A 16,306-nucleotide genomic window follows, 5' to 3' on the forward strand; every position below is an offset into this window, starting at 1 on the left:
TAACCTGATTGTGACGCAATCTTTTATTTTTATGCCGACAATGTAAAAGCAAAATACCAGATAACCTCATGCAAAATTGGCATAATTTCAATGCTGGTTGCTGAGCAAATTAATCATTACTCTGCAGAAGATTAATAAAAACGTTATTTATGTTAAGGGTCTCCAATTATTTGGGAGTAACATCGTGCCAGCTCAATATTCACTATCTCGTCGGCATTTTCTTAATTATTCGGCGGCGACATTAGCCGCCAGCGCATTACCCGCCTGGGCAAACCCTCATGACGCGATGAATATGTCGCCGGATATTTTACAGGGAGGTGCAGGGAAATGGGCATTGGCAAAACCCGCGAAAATACGTCTGGCGGTGAACCTCAACGCTATTTGTCTGGCGCCGGTGATCGTCGCCGATCAGCATAATTTCTTCAAAGCACATAATTTGGAGGTCGAGTTCGTCAACTTTGGCAATTCAACCGAACTTTTACTGGAGTCGATTGCCACTGGCAAAGCCGAAGCCGCGGTGGGCATGGCGCTGCGCTGGTTAAAAGCACTGGAGCAGGGCTTTGACGTTAAGCTAACGGCAGGCACGCATGGCGGTTGTATGCGGCTGTTAACGCGCGACGACGGTCCACGCTCGCTTGAAGCGCTGAAAGGCACCACTATTGGCGTTACCGATATGGCCGGTGCCGATAAAAACTTTTTCTCCTTAATGCTGAAGCGGCACGGGCTTGATCCTAATACGGATGTAAACTGGCGCGTTTATCCGCAAGACCTATTGCCGCTGGTGTTACAGAAGGGTGAAATTCAGGCCGCAACCGGATCCGATCCGGTGATGTGGCGACTCTCTCAACAGCCCGGTTATCGCGAGGTTGCGACCAACTTAATTGATGAATATGCCAATCTGAGCTGCTGCGTCATTGGTACGCGCGGCAGTTTGATTCGCGATCAGCCTGAAGTGGCAGCGGCGATTACCCATGCGATTTTACAGGCGCATGCTTATGCGGCGCAGCATCCTGATACCATTGGCACCGAATTTAATGGTAAAGCGCTGAATACCACGCCACAGGAGATTGCCAGCGTATTGAAAACCCATACGCACGGCCACTATTCCGTGGGGAATGACTTTGTGAAGGAAATAGACGTCTATGCCCGCGATTTAAAAGCGATCAACGTATTACGTCCAGAAACCGATCCGATGCTCTTCGCCAAAGGTATTACTTCAGACGTATTGATATAACAAAAAAGGCAGCCTCGGCTGCCTTTTTTGTTTGTAACAATCAGCTTAAAAGCGGTTGCGATGTCTGTACCGCATTGGCGTTTTTTAAACTTTCTGCGGGAAGATGGTGATCGAACAATTGCGTAGAAAGATAATTTCCACCGCCATCCGCCAGCAAAATGACGATACGTTTTCCCTGATTCTCTGGCCTGGCTGCCAACTGCCTTGCCGCATACAGCACCGCTCCCGACGAATCCCCAACTAATATCCCTTCGACTAATGCCAGCTCGCGCGCCGCCTGATACGCCTGCCAGGTTTCCACTGCAATCACCTCATCAATCACCTGATGATCGACATTGGCGGGGATCCGCTCTGGTGGTTGGCTGCTAAAGGCGTGAACGCCAGTGATCTCAAGCGGGTCAGGATTATCAGGTTGTGGCTGCGAGCCAATACCCGGTTCTACAGCAACCACATGAAGTTCTGGATACTGCGATTTGAGATAGCGCCCAATACCAGAAAGCGTACCGCCGGTGCCCACCGAGGCCACTAAAATATCAAGCTCACCTTGCGTATCGCGCCAGATCTCTGGCCCGGTTGTCAGCGCGTGCACACGCGGATTCGCCGGGTTCTCCAGCTGCTGCAAAAAGTGTACATGCGGTTCTGCTTCCCGCACCCGCGCCACCAGCCAGCGGGTTGCCGCGACAAAATCGCCGTCGGTAGAGGCATAGAAGTCGGCAAAGCCCGGCACCAGGCTAAAAGGGATCAGTTCTGCGCCTAAAGCCTGAATCACCTTGCTGCGTTCGATACTAACAAAGTCATTGATGTAAACACGAAAGTGATAACCTTTTGCCGCCGCAAACGCCGCCAGACCAATACCGGTATTGCCGCTGGTGGTTTCAGCAATCACATCGCCAGGCTTTATCAGGCCGCGGCGTTCAGCATCTTCAATCATCGCCAGCGCAATGCGGTCTTTCACGCTGTGATTAGGATTAAACAACTCCAGCTTCGCCAGCAGGTCAACATGCAACTGGTAGCGCTCACTAAAGCGCGTCAGGCGCAGCAGCGGCGTATTGCCAGTGAGCTCGGTTATTGAATTATAAATAGATGCAGCCATTTCTTGTCCTCACTGAGATAAAAGTGCGATCACCATTTCACCGCATTGCGCTGCCACGCCAACGTGCGATCGCGCACGATGAACAGCAGCGTAATCAGCGAAGAGCACAGCAGCGCCATGACGATCAATGCCGCATACATGTTGGCGTACGCCGCCCAGCCTTGCGCCCACTGCAAATACCAGCCAAGACCTGATTTAACACCCATCATTTCTGCAGCAACCAATACCGAGAATGAGGCGCCCAAGCCCATAAACAGCCCGACAAACAGATGCGGCAGAGCAGCGGGCACGGCGACACGCAGCACTAAAAACAATGCGTTCGCCCCCAGCGTGCGCGCCACATCGTAATAACGGTTATCAACGCTGGCGACGCCTGACCACGTCAACACCGTCACCGGGAACCAGGTCGCCAGCGCAATGAGAAAGACCGCTGCGGAAAAGCTTGAGGGAAAGAAATAGAGCGAGAGCGGTAACAACGCAGTGGACGGCACCGGCCCAAGAAAACGTAAAACAGGATGCACCCAATATCCCAGCCCGCGCGACCAGCCAATTGCCACGCCAGTAATGAATCCCACCACGCTACCAAAGGCGAACCCAATGGCCAGCAGACGCAGCGAATTCAGTACGCTGTCGAGCAGGCGGGGCCAATCTGTGGCGTAAGCTTCAAGTAACGCACGCGGTGGGGCGAAAAAGGGGGCGGGCAACAGCGCCTGCTTCGCGGTGACGTATTCCCAAATCCCCAACAGCAGGGCTAACACCACTAACCAGCGCGCACTGGTTTTCAGCGGTTGCCAGAGTTTCAAATGGGGTGCTGCGCTGGCTGCCAGCACTAACACCGTAAGAAGTGACGCAAGGGCGATAAAAAACGCATGGGTTTCATTGACAAAGCGTGGGGCCGCAAAGCCGATTTGTTTATCGGGCAGGCCGGTCATCAGCGCGACCAATCCCCACCAACAGAGTAATGCTGCCCATAAGAGGGGATCAATGCGACGTACCGCATTTGACGATCGCCCCAGTGCTAACGTTTCACTCACCATGTTTCTCTCCCGCTGATAACTGCAATATTTACTGTATTCGCCAGGCATTCATTAATTGATTGCGAATGCGCAAGCCCTGTTAGTCATCAATATTGATAAACCCGCATTTAAAGCAATATCGCAAAGCTGGAACCGCACACCAAATAACAATCCTGTATGAGGTAATGCGGTTTTTATTTATGAGTGATTAGCAAACGCTATGCTGCTATTAGCATAATTACCGGCGGGTTATTTGTGTTATTAATTTTTAAAATGCATTTTTAAAGTCATCCGCTTGAGGAATATGATATGGCATCACAGAATGTAGACGCTATTAATAGAGGCGCGAACAGTGCTGGCGTTAATATTGATATCGAAAATGTCAGCCACCATTTTACGCTGGAAAGAAACGATTTGGCGGTATTGGAAAATATTCACTTGCAGGTAAAAGCGGGTGAGTTTGTGGCGCTATTAGGCCCGTCCGGCTGCGGTAAATCGACCTTGCTGCGCTTGCTGGCTGGACTCGAACAACCCGCCAGTGGCTTACTGACAGAAGAAGGTCGCGCCATTACTGCGCCACACCCTTCTCGCGTCGTGGTGTTTCAAGATCCTACGCTTTATCCCTGGCGCACGGTTTACGACAATGTAGGATTAGGACTGCAAATTCGGGGCGAGAAAAAGCAGGCGGCTGAAGAACGTATCAATGCCATGCTGGATCGCGTAGGTCTGCGTCAGTTTGCACGCGCCTGGCCACATCAACTTTCTGGCGGCATGGCGCAGCGTGCGGCATTGGCGCGCGCTTTAATCAATCATCCTCGCTTACTGATTCTGGACGAACCGCTTGGCAAGCTGGATTCATTGACGCGCTTACGCATGCAGCAGGAGATTGTCGATTTGTGGCAAGAGCAGCAATTCACGACCTTGATGGTGACGCATGATGTGGAAGAGGCGCTGTTTATGGCTAACCGCGTGGTGGTGTTTAGCCCGCGTCCGGCGAAGATAGTGGAGATTATTGAGGTTAAGCAGCCGTGGCCGCGTCGCCGTGATGATCCAGAATTAGTGGCACTGCGTAGCAAGGTTCTTTCGCTGCTGGGTAGTGAGCACGTCGCCGCCTAAAAGCAGGGAAGGCTGAGCCTTCCCTGCACGTTATAGATGAAAGCGCAGCGCCAGGTGAAAACCTGACGAGGCTTCCACCACAATCGCCTCCTCTTCCTCAATGAAATTCACATCGCCCAGCAGCAACGCCGCTTTGACCTTCGCCAAATCCTCTGTTTTAAATCCCAGCGCCGCCATGCGTGCACTGCCGTCATAATCTTCGGGTAAAGAATGAAAGCGACGTTTTGCATAGTCTGCCGAGGCGAAGCGAACTGTTGCTGCGCCAGCACGCAAAACAAAAGCCCCTTCAGGGCAGGCAAGAATGCGTGCGGCACCAAACAGATGGCTGTAAACCTGCGCCGCCAGCGCCGGATCCTGCGCTACGATCACAAACTCGCTGATGTTCTGCACGCCGTTGGGATGTTGCTGCCATTCCTTTTGCCAGACGTTTTCTGGCGTCAAATGCTGACAAAAGAAACTACGGCCGTTGGGAATTAACGACGGGCGCAGGCGAACGGTGCGAAATTGTGCCTCACCAACCGTGCCATCGGGTAAGTCGACAGGGCGATGAAAAGAGGCGGGCGCGTCACCGTCTAAATCCTGACGCTGTAAATGCAGGAATTCGCTGTCTGCATCGTCTGTTTTCCACACCAGTCCACTGAGACCTGGCGGTGCTTGCCAAAGATCGGCACGTTTCTGGGCGTTACCTTGCTCATAACCCAGCAGCTCAAGGTAGTTTTCACCGAATATCGCCAGGTGATTACTTGAACCCAGCGAGTGATGACCGCGTTCAGTCAGCTGAAAACCGAGGCGACGATAAAGTGCACTCACCGCATCTAACTGATCGGCAACGTTGATCACCACATGATCCAGAACGGGTTGTGGAACAGGTACAGACATTAAGCGTCTCCTTCTTTTCGTCATTGCTGCGCCACAATCCGCAAAGCACGCGGCGCCAGCTCACTAAAATAGTTAACGGCTGCATCGATCAGTGATTCATCAGGATCGAAAGCGGGATGGTGCAAACCAAAATCACTGGCGCTGCCGATACTGACAAAAACGCCAGGTAGCTGTTGCAGGTAAAAAGCAAAGTCCTCGCCACCCATTTGCGGCGATTCAGCGCGTTCAGCGTGATAACCGGTTTCCTGCGCCAGCGCCAAAGCGAAGTCTGCCCAAGCAGGTGTGTTGATTAATGCGGGTGGACCTTCAATCCACTCCAGCTCAGCCTGTGCGCCAAAGCCGCCGGCGATTCCCTGAATCAGAGAGGTGATCTTATGCGGGATCTGGGCACGGATGTCAGCGTTGTGGGTGCGCACGGTACCTTCCAGCTCAACGCTTTGTGGCAGCACGTTCCAGGTATTACCGGCGGTAAAGCGCGTTACGCTCAGCACCACCGATTCCAACGAACTGAATACACGACTCGGCAGCGTTTGCAGTGCGGTGACAATGTGGCTGGCAATCACAATAGAATCGATGCCTTCCTGTGGTCGGGCGGCATGTGCGCCTTTACCATGAATGCGGATCACAAAGCGATCGACATTGGCATAGAACGCGCCGGGACGCGTGCGCAATACACCCAATGGCAAATCTGGTGCGTTGTGCATGCCAAAGATCGCCTGAACGCCATCGAGTGCGCCTGCGTCAATCAGCTGCTTCGCGCCATCAAACGCCTCTTCAGCCGGTTGAAACAGAATGCGCACCCGACCCGGCAATTCGGCCTCGCGCTGTTTGAGCTGATGGGCAACACCCAGCATCACTGAAGTATGCAGATCGTGGCCACAGGCATGCATAACGCCAGGTTGCTGTGATGTCCACGGTTGTCCGGTGACTTCTTCAATCGGCAGCGCATCAATATCAGCGCGCAGGGCAATTAACGGTTCGCCTTGGCCGATCTCAGCCACCACGCCGGTTTTCAACTCAAACGGCAGTAAACGAATATCACCTTGCTTCAACCAGCGCGTAATACGTTCTGTGGTGGCAAACTCCTGATTGGACAACTCAGGATGCTGATGTAATTCACGCCGCCATTGCACCCGCTGTTGTGAAAGCTGTTGTGCTGATAATGAGGTAGAACGTTGTTCAGTTAAAAGCGTAGTCATGATCATCCTTGAGACGTTGGCAGGAAAGGTTCACCCAGTGTGAGCATCAGGCGGTTGGCCCAGGCGAAGAAGGCGCTGGATTGGATCAGATCGAGCAGAGCCAGCGTGTCCAGGCCTTGCTCGCGTAGCACGGTGATCTGATTCAATGATGCCTGCTGTGGCGTAACGGAGAGAGAAGCTGAAAAGCCGATCACCGCTGCCCAGCGTGGAGATTGACCATGCGACAACACCGCACCCGGTGAAACATTCAGCAGCTTTTGTACCGCTGCATCCTCTTTCGAGAGTTGACTGGCTTTGCGTGCATGTACGGAAGCACAGAATATGCAGCCGTTCACTTTACTCACCACTGCAGCGGCTAATTCACGTTCGGCACGTGGCAATCCACCGGCGGTATAGAAAATGCCTTTATCGGTTAAGGTTCGCTGCTCAAGCAGCGGCAGATTGCGCGCCAGCAGGCGGAAATAGTCGGAATCCGTGTGCCCAAAACGCGCCAGCGTGGCGTGTTCTTCTGGCGTAAACTCGGCCAGCGGTTTTGCCGCCAGCCAGGGTTCCCATCCCAGCGCGTGCTGTGTAAAGGCGGTCAACGCGGTTTTCCCGCTCGCGGTCTGCGGCGCATCATGCCAGCGGCCCGCCACTACAGCCGGACCCTCACTCGTTGGCTGCTGGCCCTGGAGCAGTAATAACCCTGCTAATAAACGGCTTTGAAAGCTGATAAAAGCGATTGACTGTGACAACGTCACAATGCCGCGTGCACTCCAGCCAGCTTGTTGAAGTTCAGTAAGATGTTCTGGCTTGGCCTCAACCGGCGCAAAGGTCAAGCGCTTTGCAAAGGCCAGGGCAACCTGATGGCGTGTGCTATCGCTCAGCGGTTCTGCCTGCTGCCGGTAATGCGCCTGCAAACCCGCTTGTGCGTGCCATTCTGCCACGTGCGCCGCGATTGCGAACCGTTCCGCCAAGGTAAAGTCTTCATCGGCCTGGCTAAACAGCACGTCGTAACTGCCTTGCGCATGTCGTGTAGCGGCGTCACGCGTTTGACGTGCCTGCGCCAGTTCAGAATCGGGAGCGATGTCTGCCAGCGCAGCCAGTAAATCGTTGGGTTGAGTCATCTTCTTCTCCAGTTAGCGTGCTTAACCCGCCGCTTTGAGCGCGGGTGCAATGGTTTCAGCGATCAGTTCGATTGAGCGCAGCGTGTCGCTGTGTGAAGGCTCAACGGAATGCACCTGAAACGAAATATCAGTAACGCGCGACAAAACGCTGTCTTGCGCCAGTGAAGCCAGAACGTCACTGGCGTCGCCAACGTGCGCATCAAACTGCGTCAGTAAATCGCTGAAACTTTCGCCACGCAGCGTATGGCCGCTGGCGAGATAGTGCGCCGCTTGCTGACGAATGCCCGGCTCGGCGATGCGCCGCGCATAATCAGTGGAATCGGCGACGAAGGCAGTTCGCGAAGCCAGAATGCGTGGTGCTACAAGGGTTGGAAGCGCCGCCAGATAAGCGTCAATAATCGGATTTTGAATGGCGTCCAGCGGCAATTCAGGTTGTCCAGCGGGACGCGGCTGAGTGCGGGATAACATCAAGCCGTGTCCCGCCTGGGCGGCACGAATCGCACCTTCAACCGAGAAGGTGGCAATCCATACCCGTTCGGCCAGTTGTGGGGCCGCCGGATAAAGGTGGTTATCCGGATGGCTTAGCGAATCACCGCGCCAGGCGCTGATCAGGGTGTGCAAATTGTCGTTGAATGCGCCGCTGCGATCGGCAAACGTCAGGCCAAACGGTAAAAACGAATTTGGCGTACCGCCTGAACCCAGTCCGATTTCCAGTCGTCCATCGGCCAGCAAATCCAATACGGCGGCATCTTCCGCTACGCGTAACGCGTTTTCCATTGGCAGCGTAATGATCGCGGTGCCCAGGCGGATGGAGCGCGTATGGGCAGCAACATGCGCCAAAAACAGCAGCGGTGCCGGCAAGCCGCCTTCCTGTTCATGAAAATGGTGCTGTGCAATCCACGCTCCGTCGAAACCCAGTCGCTCAGCGTGTTGAATCTGCTCTGTCGCCAGCCGATAGCGCTCTTTCGCCGGGACGTTATCCAGTAGGCGAGTAAAAAAGCCGATATTCATGCAGGTTCCTCTTGATGAGTCGGGTAAAGCGGGGGAATAGCCGCGATCAATTCTTGGGTATAGGCGTGTTGCGGTGATTCAAATATCGTGACAACGTCACCACGCTCAACCACTTCTCCCGCTTTTAATACCGTGACGCTGTCGGCGATTTGCCGCACTGTCATTAAATCGTGGGTGATAAACAGATAGGTCAAACCTTGCTCAGCCTGAAGCTGCTGCAACAGCGTCAGAATTTGCGCCTGCACGGTGACATCCAGTGCGGAGGTGGCTTCATCAAGCACCAGAATCGACGGCTGTAATATCAATGCTCGCGCCAGTGCGACACGCTGTCGCTGACCGCCGGAAAGCTCGCGGGCGCGACGAGATAAAAACGCCAGCGGCAAAGCCACACGTGCAGTTACCGCTTCAACCCGCAGGCGACGTTCTGCACGACTCAGCTTTTCAAAGTTGAGCAGCGGTTCTTCAATGATCTCAAACAGCGTCTGGCGCGGATCGAGTGAGGCAAACGGGTTTTGATAAACAAACTGAATTTTTCGCCGCACCTGGCGTAGCGCTTCGCCCTTCATGCCGTTGACGATAATGCCATCCAGCTTCACGCTGCCGCTGTCGGGCTGCTCAAAGCCAAGCAGAATGCGCGCCAGCGTGGTTTTGCCGGAGCCAGATTCACCCACCAATGCATGTGTGGTGCCGCGCTGCACCTGAAAAGTCACATCATTCAACGCCTGCAAGCGCTGTTGTTTGCTCAGCCTAAAGCTTTTATTAATGGCTGTTGCCTGAATAGCCGGGGCAGAAAAGCGGGCCGCAGAGTAAGGCTGGCGCGGGCGCGGTGCGGCATCGGTCAGCAATTGCCGCGTGTACGGATGCTTCGGTGTAGTGATCACGTCTGCGGTTACGCCCGCTTCCTGAATCTCGCCGTGACGAAACACAATAATGCGATCGGCACGTTCGGCGGCCAGTGCTAAATCATGGGTGACAAATAACACCGCCGTGCCCGATTCACGACGTAGCGTATCAAGCAGATCGAGAATGCGTTTCTGCACCGTGACATCCAGAGCGCTGGTGGGTTCGTCGGCAATGATGATGTCCGGCTGCAATGCCAGGGCGATAGCGATCAGCACGCGCTGCTTCATACCACCAGAAAGCTGGTGCGGATAGTGATTAACACGCTGTTCAGGATGACTTAATCCCACCCGTGTGAGCAGGTCAATCACCCGCTGTTGCCGCTGAGAACGGCTAAGGTTGAGATGCAGACGCAAGATTTCTGCCACTTGTTCGCCAATGGTTTTTACCGGATTCAGGGAATTGCCCGGATCCTGCGGCACCAGGCTAATGCGCGCGCCGCGCAGCGAATCAAAACGCTTTTGCGACCATTGGCTGATCTCCTCATCATTGAGCAAGATCCTGCCGTTATCGCGGCGGCCATTTTCCGCCATCAAACCAATAATCGCCTGCGCGGTGGTGGTTTTGCCCGACCCTGATTCACCCACCAGCGCCACTATTTCACCTGCTTTCAGTTCAAAGCTGACGTTGTGCACCACCTGTTGCCAGGCGTTGGCGCTGCGATAACTCAGGCTGAGATTGTCGACCTTTAATAACGTGCTCATCGGCGGACTCCTGACAGTTGCTGGCTGATGCGATTCGCTGACAGCACCACGGCTATCACCACCACGCCGGGAAAGGTGGTTAGCCACCATGCGGTTGCCAGATAGTTTCGACCTTCGGCAATCAATAATCCCCACTCAGGCGCGGGCGGTGGCGTGCCGTAACCGAGAAAGCTCAGCGTCGAGAGCGCCAGAATGGCCTGACCAAACTGCAACGCGGCGTAGGCGATAACCGGCGTCAGCGCGTTAGGTAAAATGTGACGCCACAGCACCGTAGAGAAGCGTCCGCCGCTACCAAAGGCGGCTTCAACGTATTCGCTGTGACGAATGCGTACGACTTCACCGCGTGCCAGACGGGAAAAACTGGCGATAGACGCAACGCCGACTGCCAGTGCGGCATGCAAGGTGCCGAAACCCATGAGAATCAACACGCTTAACGACAATAAAAGTGACGGAATTGAGAGCAGCACATCCACAGCGCGCATTAGCCAGGATTCCGTTCTGCCGCCGATTGAACCTGCCAGCACGCCTAACGCGGTTCCCACGATCAATCCCATCGCTACCGCAATCAGTGCCGCAGAGAGTGAATGTGATGCGCCGTAGATAATGCGTGCATAAAGGTCGCGTCCGAGTTGATCGGTGCCGAGCCAGTGTCCGAGTTGTGGGGCTAAACGTTGCGCACCGGCAACACCGTCGGTTGCGCTGTAGTCAGTGAACACTCCTGGCGCCACTGCGGCCAGCAGCGCAGCAATCATTACTAACCAGGCCAGCCATAAACCGGGTTGCACAGAGAAACTGCTGCGAGGTGTGGCCGCCGTTTTTTGACGTGCGCTGGCGTAATCGACCAGACTCATGCTGCACCTCCCACTGTTTGTAACCGGGGATCCAGCAGCGGCATCAGCAGATCGACCAGCAGGTTAATCACGACAAATCCCAGCGCTGAAATCATCACCACGGCTTGCAATACTGCCACATCCTGATTATTCACAGCCTGCTGCGTCAGTTGGCCCAAGCCACCCAGACCAAACACGGTTTCAGTAATCAGCGCTCCTGCGATCAGCTCGCCTAACAGCAAACCGGCCACGTTGAGCACCGGTAGCATGGCGTTACGTAACACATGGCGCCACAGCACATAACTTTCACTGGCCCCTTTAGCGCGAGCCACCGCGACAAACGGACGCGTCGCCACATCGTCAATGCTGCGTAATAGAATTTGTGCCAAAGGAGCCGAAATCGGAATGGCCACAGTGATAATCGGCAGGATCAAGCCCTGCCACGGCGACGGATTGATCACCGGAATCCAACGCAGCTGGAAAGAGAACAGCTGAATCAGGGCAATGCCGAGCCAAAAGGTTGGCACTGAAATGAACAGCGCAGGCAGCGATTGCAACAGATTGCGCAGGCTGCGTAACGCCGGAAAACGTGACAACGCCGCGAGCACGAACGCCAGAGCCATCGCCAGCAAAAAGCCACACAGCGCCAGGCGTAATGTGCCGGGCAGATTGCTGGTTAGCTGATCGCTGACCGGCACGCCCGCCTGCACGGAATAGCCAAAATCACCGTGCAGCATGGCGACCAGCGTATGCAGATATTGCTGCCACAACGGGTTGTCAGCACCATACGCCTCGCGCATCTCCGCGATCTGTTGTGGGCTGAGGCCAAGATCGGGATTTTGAAATTTAATCAAAATCGCGTCGCCCGGCAGCACTTGCAACAGCACGAAAGAGAGGGTGAAGGCGGCCCATAACACCAGCAGCCCAAGCCCAACCCGATGCAGCAGATAACGTCGCATCATTCACCTCAACTTAATGTTTTTCCAGCCATGCGCCATACAGCGCTGGACGGCCAACGGCTTCGAAATTGACGCCTTTTAACCAGGGCGCGCCCGCAAAGACTTGCGGCTCTTCAAACACCGGGATCACGTAGGCCTGGTCCAGCAAATAGCGCTGCACGTCGCCGGTTAATTGCAGGCGTTTAGCCGGATCAACTTCAGCGGAAATATCCACCAGTAGTTGATTCAGCTTGTCGTCACGGAAGTTTTTCACCTTGTCGCTGGAGCCGCCTTTTTGCAGCAGCGCATCGCGGTTAGCAAAATAGAAACTGCTTTTAATCACATCAGGATCGGCGCGGCCGACTTCGGTGACATTCAGCGGTGTTTTCTGCGGGTCGAGGCTGTCGATGGTTTTACTGCCTGCATCACCGGCTTTTACCGTTAACGCCACGCCAACCTGACGCCACTGCTGTGCAATGAGCTGAAGCACCTCTTTGTTCTGCGGCTGCGGCAGCGATTCATACACGGTCAGCGCCAGACGTTGTCCCTGTTTTTCACGAATGCCATCGGCACCCGCTTTCCAACCCGCTTCATCCAGCAGACTTTTGGCTTTTGCCTGATCGAAGGTGAGCTTGTCAGCCAAATTAACGTAACCAGCGGCAGTGGTAGCAATCACCGATGTTGCTTGCGGATAGTTTGGTGAAAACAGCGTTTCAACCACCTGTTTCGAGTGAGTGGCATGCAGCAGCGCCTGACGTACGCGAATATCGCTGACCAATGGGTTATCTGGACGGAAACTGATGCTGTCATTTACCCCACGCGTGGGTGCGGCATAAATAGGAAAGTTTTGGTCTTTGGCCTGCTTCTCATCGTAAGCCTGTACCTGACGAATAAAATCTGCCTGACCCGCCAGCAATGCACCAATGCGCACACTGTCTTCCGGGGTGACGATCACTTTAATGCCGTCGAGATTCGCCGGGCCTTGCTGTTGACCATTTTTCGGGCCCCAGTCATACGCTTTACGGGCGGTTAAATCGACTTCGCGTCCTAACTTTTCAGCGCTGACCACAAAAGGGCCAGAACCAATGATATTGCGCGCATCACCCAGTTGATCAAAATTACGCGCCAGCGTGCTTAGCGATACCAGCCCGGAACCAATGGTTGCGGTGCCTTGTAAAAAGCCCGGTGACGGTTTTTTGAAATAAAACTTCACCGTGAGTGGATCAATGACTTCACTGCGATCGTAATTATTAATCACCTCTGAAACCGGCAGGCGTTGAGCTTTATTTCCTAATCCGTAAGTATCGAAGTTTTTAGCCACGGCATTGGCATCTAATGGCGTGCCATCAGAAAAGGTGACACCCGATTTTAATTTAAAGGTGTATTCGGTTTTATTTTCATTGGTGGTCCAGCTTTCTGCAATCCAGGGTTCAACCTGCAACGTCTTTGGATTCTGCCAGGTCAGTTTATCGGTAATTTGATTCAGTATGCCGCCATTGGGATAAAACCCACCTGCGGGTGGATAAAGATTGGTATGCGCCTGCTGTTCAAGATAGATCAGCGTGCCGCCTTTAACCGGCGTCTCAGCGGCATGGCTGGCAAAACTCCCGGCGAGTAAGGCAAAGGCCAAAGCGCGCGACAATGGCGAAATCGGTAATAACGTCTTCATGTTGAATTCCTTTGTTATTAATTGCCTTAGCAGGCTGGAATCATCATCGAATGACGGCGCTATCAGGTGAAGCAACGAATTGGTCAAAGCTTATCTGGAATTGACAAATACCCTCAATCCTTCACGTCGCAGAGGCGTTGGCTGCGCTTGTGCATGCCAGTTACCCTGAATTTTCTGTGGTGGGGATGAACAGGCTTGCCGCCTTTCCGCAACGCGAATAATTAACGGCGGAGTGATTACACTTTAATAAATAGATTTCGCATTAAGCCTGTTTTTTTATTCGGAATTCATTTCAAGACGCAATGCGCATTACGTTGCATTGCCATTTTTTAACTTCGTATTTTCATATTTGTTGTTTTACGAAATATAACCTCCGCTCCACACTAGCCCACAAATCGTATTTAAGAGGAAAGGGTGAATGTCATATCGACTGAGTCTGTTAGATAAATCACCGGTTGTAACGGAAGAAGCGCCCAGCGCCGCGCTACAGCGCACATTACAGCTGGCTCAGCAGGCAGAAAGCTGGGGCTTTCACCGTTTCTGGTTGGCCGAGCATCACAATACCGATCGCCTGGCGAGTCCTTCACCTGAAGTATTGATCGCCTGGATCATCGCGCAGACGCAACATATTCGAGTGGGCTCAGGCGGCGTGATGTTGCAACATTACAGCCCGTATAAAGTCGCCGAAAATTTTAACCTGTTGGCTTCACTGGCGCCGGGACGCATCGATCTTGGCGTGGGTAAAGCACCGGGCGGTTTACCGCTTTCAACCCATGCGCTGCAACTGGGCGTTCACGCTGACGAGAAGGGCAGTTTCGCCGAACAGTTGCGCCTGCTTGATAACTGGTTGCAGACCCGCGCGCAGGATGAAAATGACGACGAAGAGGTTTTACGCGCCACGCCACAACCGGCGCGACCGGCGAATCGCTTTCTGCTGGGTGCCAGCGAAGAGAGTGCCAAACTCGCGGCGGAGCTGGGCTGGCAATTTGTTTTTGCTGCCCACATCAATGGCGATCGCCCGTTGCTTGAGCATTCGCTGAATACCTATTTCACGCTCAGTAAGGGGCAACGTGCCTTGGTTGCAGTGCAGGTTGTGGTGGCGGATTCTCCTGCTGAGGCGGATCTACTGGTGTCCGATCTCAAGCACTATCACGTGCAGGTCAAAAACGGCCCGAGCGTGAATGTCGGCAGCCTGGAACAGGCAGAGCGTTATGTGCGGCAGGGGGGATTTTCCGATTACCTGATCGAGCCGCGCACGCCGTCGCTGCTTAAAGGCACCGCGGCTCAAGTCCATGCTCAGCTAGAAGCGCTGCATCAGAACTTCAACATCGACGAATTCATTATTGATACACCGATTGCCGAACCCGTTGCGCGTCATGCGTCGCTGGCGTTGTTGGCGACGCACCATCTGGTCGAAGCCTGAGTGCAGACATTCAGCGGAGGTAAACCATGAAGCCGAATGAATCACAGTTGATTGCGTGGCGACGCGAACTGCACACCTGGCCGGAACTCTCCGGAAAGGAATTTGCGACCACTGCGCGTCTGCGTGAATGGTTGCAGAGTGCGGGTATTCGCTTACTGGACTTTCCGCTTGAGAGCGGTGTGGTAGCCGAAATTGGCAGCGGTGAAACGCGGGTGGCGCTGCGTGCCGATATCGATGCATTGCCGATTCACGAAGCCAGCGGTGTCAGCTTTCATTCTCGCCATCCTGGCGTGATGCATGCCTGCGGGCACGATCTGCACAGCGCGGTAATGCTGGGCGCAGCACTGGAATTAAAAGCGCAGGAAGCGCAACTGAAAGGGTGCGTGCGCATCTTATTTCAGCCTGCTGAGGAGATTGGCCGTGGTGCAAAACAGTTCATCAAGGCGGGCGTGTTAGAGGATGTACAGGCTATTTTTGGCATGCACAACGAACCGGGGTTGCCCACCGGCACCTTCGCCACGCGCGGCGGCGCTTTTTATGCCAATGCGGACAAATTCATTATCCACGTCAACGGCAAAGGCGCGCATGCTGCGCACCCTGAGCAAGGCGTTGATGCGATTGTGGTTGCCAGTCAGATCATTCAGGCACTACAAACCTTAACCAGCCGCAGCTTCAATGCGCTCGATAGCGTGGTGCTGAGCATTACGCGCATTGACGGCGGTAAAACCTGGAATGTATTGCCGAGCGGGGTGGAATTTGGCGGCACCGCGCGTACTCACGATCTTCAGGTACGCGCCGAACTGGAACAGCGACTGCGTCAGTTGGTTGAGAGCATCGCCTTAGCCCATGGTGCCGACGCGACACTTCGTTGGCATCCTGGCCCGCCCGTGTTGATCAACGATCCCGATTGGGCGCGCTTCAGTAGCGAGATTGCGGCGCAGGTCGGCTATCACGTGCAAACGGCTGATTTGCACCTGCTTGGTGAGGATTTTGCCTACTATCTGCAAAAAATTCCCGGTGTATTTGTCAGTATCGGCAGCGCCAGCGATTTTGGTTTACATCATGCCGCCTTCACGCCAGATGAAGCCTCAATTGCCCCTGCCGCACACTATTTTGCCCAACTGGCGCAGCAGGCGCTGCAACATCTCAACGCACGATGTTGTGAACCCCTTCTGAATTAATCCCCCT

The 16,306-nt window shown here is 54.2% G+C and carries 14 protein-coding genes; 4 read left to right on the plus strand and 10 right to left on the minus strand.

The features are described from left to right. Window positions 1-184 precede the first annotated feature (184 nt). Complete coding sequence (locus MUG06_RS17120) at window positions 185-1,234, plus strand: ABC transporter substrate-binding protein (RefSeq protein ID WP_243079367.1); 1,050 nt, start codon at window positions 185-187, stop codon at window positions 1,232-1,234. Window positions 1,235-1,274: 40 nt separating this feature from the next. Here MUG06_RS17120 and MUG06_RS17125 read toward each other — a convergent pair whose 3' ends face one another. Together MUG06_RS17125 and MUG06_RS17130 are read right to left on the minus strand one after the other, a co-directional pair. Further along, window positions 1,275-2,327 (minus strand): cysteine synthase family protein, encoded by a 1,053-nt coding sequence (locus tag MUG06_RS17125; protein ID WP_243079368.1) that lies wholly within the window; start codon window positions 2,325-2,327, stop codon window positions 1,275-1,277. 29 nt (window positions 2,328-2,356) lie between these two features. Next, complete coding sequence (locus MUG06_RS17130; RefSeq protein ID WP_243079369.1) at window positions 2,357-3,364, minus strand: ABC transporter permease subunit; 1,008 nt, start codon at window positions 3,362-3,364, stop codon at window positions 2,357-2,359. Window positions 3,365-3,652: 288 nt separating this feature from the next. Here MUG06_RS17130 and MUG06_RS17135 point away from each other — a divergent pair, with 288 nt between their 5' ends. Further along, entirely contained in the window at window positions 3,653-4,459 is an 807-nt protein-coding gene (locus MUG06_RS17135) for an ABC transporter ATP-binding protein (RefSeq protein WP_243079370.1), read from the plus strand. Between the two features lie 30 nt (window positions 4,460-4,489). On the opposite strand, the gene MUG06_RS17140 is transcribed toward MUG06_RS17135, so the two are convergent. Genes MUG06_RS17140 through MUG06_RS17175 form a run of 8 tightly spaced genes read right to left on the minus strand, consistent with a single transcriptional unit; the run spans window position 4,490 to window position 13,695 of the window. After that, the gene (locus tag MUG06_RS17140) at window positions 4,490-5,338 is read right to left on the minus strand and encodes a VOC family protein (RefSeq protein WP_215848442.1); all 849 of its coding nucleotides are present in this window, start codon (window positions 5,336-5,338) and stop codon (window positions 4,490-4,492) included. A 20-nt stretch (window positions 5,339-5,358) separates the two neighbouring features. Beyond that, window positions 5,359-6,537 (minus strand): amidohydrolase, encoded by a 1,179-nt coding sequence (locus MUG06_RS17145; protein WP_243079371.1) that lies wholly within the window; start codon window positions 6,535-6,537, stop codon window positions 5,359-5,361. Between the two features lie 2 nt (window positions 6,538-6,539). Beyond that, a complete protein-coding gene (locus MUG06_RS17150; RefSeq protein WP_243079372.1) occupies window positions 6,540-7,643 on the minus strand; it encodes an alkylhydroperoxidase domain protein in 1,104 nt (367 codons plus the stop codon). A 21-nt stretch (window positions 7,644-7,664) separates the two neighbouring features. Then, window positions 7,665-8,654: a putative FMN-dependent luciferase-like monooxygenase gene (locus tag MUG06_RS17155; RefSeq protein ID WP_243079373.1), complete on the minus strand. Its 990-nt coding sequence runs from the start codon at window positions 8,652-8,654 to the stop codon at window positions 7,665-7,667. Further along, window positions 8,651-10,258, minus strand: a complete 1,608-nt coding sequence (locus MUG06_RS17160) for an ABC transporter ATP-binding protein (RefSeq protein WP_243079374.1) — start codon at window positions 10,256-10,258, stop codon at window positions 8,651-8,653. Before MUG06_RS17160 ends, MUG06_RS17155 begins: the two co-directional genes overlap by 4 nt. Continuing rightward, on the minus strand, window positions 10,255-11,109 hold the full coding sequence (locus tag MUG06_RS17165; protein ID WP_243079375.1) for an ABC transporter permease: 855 nt from the start codon (window positions 11,107-11,109) through the stop codon (window positions 10,255-10,257). Before MUG06_RS17165 ends, MUG06_RS17160 begins: the two co-directional genes overlap by 4 nt. Then, a complete protein-coding gene (locus MUG06_RS17170; protein ID WP_243079439.1) occupies window positions 11,106-12,047 on the minus strand; it encodes an ABC transporter permease in 942 nt (313 codons plus the stop codon). The genes MUG06_RS17165 and MUG06_RS17170 overlap by 4 nt, the downstream gene beginning before the upstream one ends. A gap of 13 nt (window positions 12,048-12,060) precedes the next feature. Next, complete coding sequence (locus MUG06_RS17175) at window positions 12,061-13,695, minus strand: TIGR04028 family ABC transporter substrate-binding protein (RefSeq protein WP_243079376.1); 1,635 nt, start codon at window positions 13,693-13,695, stop codon at window positions 12,061-12,063. 418 nt (window positions 13,696-14,113) lie between these two features. On the opposite strand from MUG06_RS17175, the gene MUG06_RS17180 reads away from it, so the two are divergent. Beyond that, on the plus strand, window positions 14,114-15,118 hold the full coding sequence (locus MUG06_RS17180; RefSeq protein WP_243079377.1) for an MsnO8 family LLM class oxidoreductase: 1,005 nt from the start codon (window positions 14,114-14,116) through the stop codon (window positions 15,116-15,118). Window positions 15,119-15,144: 26 nt separating this feature from the next. Further along, on the plus strand, window positions 15,145-16,299 hold the full coding sequence (locus MUG06_RS17185) for an amidohydrolase (protein WP_215848435.1): 1,155 nt from the start codon (window positions 15,145-15,147) through the stop codon (window positions 16,297-16,299). Window positions 16,300-16,306 lie beyond the last annotated feature (7 nt).

This window comes from Pantoea sp. MQR6 (genome assembly GCF_022761075.1).
Classification (GTDB): Bacteria; Pseudomonadota; Gammaproteobacteria; order Enterobacterales; family Enterobacteriaceae; genus Pantoea; species Pantoea phytostimulans.

Bases quoted from the DNA above. Each gene is read 5' to 3' on its own strand.
- MUG06_RS17165 (WP_243079375.1), bottom strand. From the start codon at position 11,109: ATGAGTCTGGTCGATTACGCCAGCGCACGTCAAAAAACGGCGGCCACA.
- MUG06_RS17145 (WP_243079371.1), bottom strand. From the start codon at position 6,537: ATGACTACGCTTTTAACTGAACAACGTTCTACCTCATTATCAGCACAA.
- MUG06_RS17185 (WP_215848435.1), top strand. From the start codon at position 15,145: ATGAAGCCGAATGAATCACAGTTGATTGCGTGGCGACGCGAACTGCAC.
- MUG06_RS17130 (WP_243079369.1), bottom strand. From the start codon at position 3,364: ATGGTGAGTGAAACGTTAGCACTGGGGCGATCGTCAAATGCGGTACGT.
- MUG06_RS17135 (WP_243079370.1), top strand. From the start codon at position 3,653: ATGGCATCACAGAATGTAGACGCTATTAATAGAGGCGCGAACAGTGCT.
- MUG06_RS17150 (WP_243079372.1), bottom strand. From the start codon at position 7,643: ATGACTCAACCCAACGATTTACTGGCTGCGCTGGCAGACATCGCTCCC.
- MUG06_RS17140 (WP_215848442.1), bottom strand. From the start codon at position 5,338: ATGTCTGTACCTGTTCCACAACCCGTTCTGGATCATGTGGTGATCAAC.
- MUG06_RS17160 (WP_243079374.1), bottom strand. From the start codon at position 10,258: ATGAGCACGTTATTAAAGGTCGACAATCTCAGCCTGAGTTATCGCAGC.
- MUG06_RS17180 (WP_243079377.1), top strand. From the start codon at position 14,114: ATGTCATATCGACTGAGTCTGTTAGATAAATCACCGGTTGTAACGGAA.
- MUG06_RS17175 (WP_243079376.1), bottom strand. From the start codon at position 13,695: ATGAAGACGTTATTACCGATTTCGCCATTGTCGCGCGCTTTGGCCTTT.
- MUG06_RS17125 (WP_243079368.1), bottom strand. From the start codon at position 2,327: ATGGCTGCATCTATTTATAATTCAATAACCGAGCTCACTGGCAATACG.
- MUG06_RS17155 (WP_243079373.1), bottom strand. From the start codon at position 8,654: ATGAATATCGGCTTTTTTACTCGCCTACTGGATAACGTCCCGGCGAAA.
- MUG06_RS17170 (WP_243079439.1), bottom strand. From the start codon at position 12,047: ATGCGACGTTATCTGCTGCATCGGGTTGGGCTTGGGCTGCTGGTGTTA.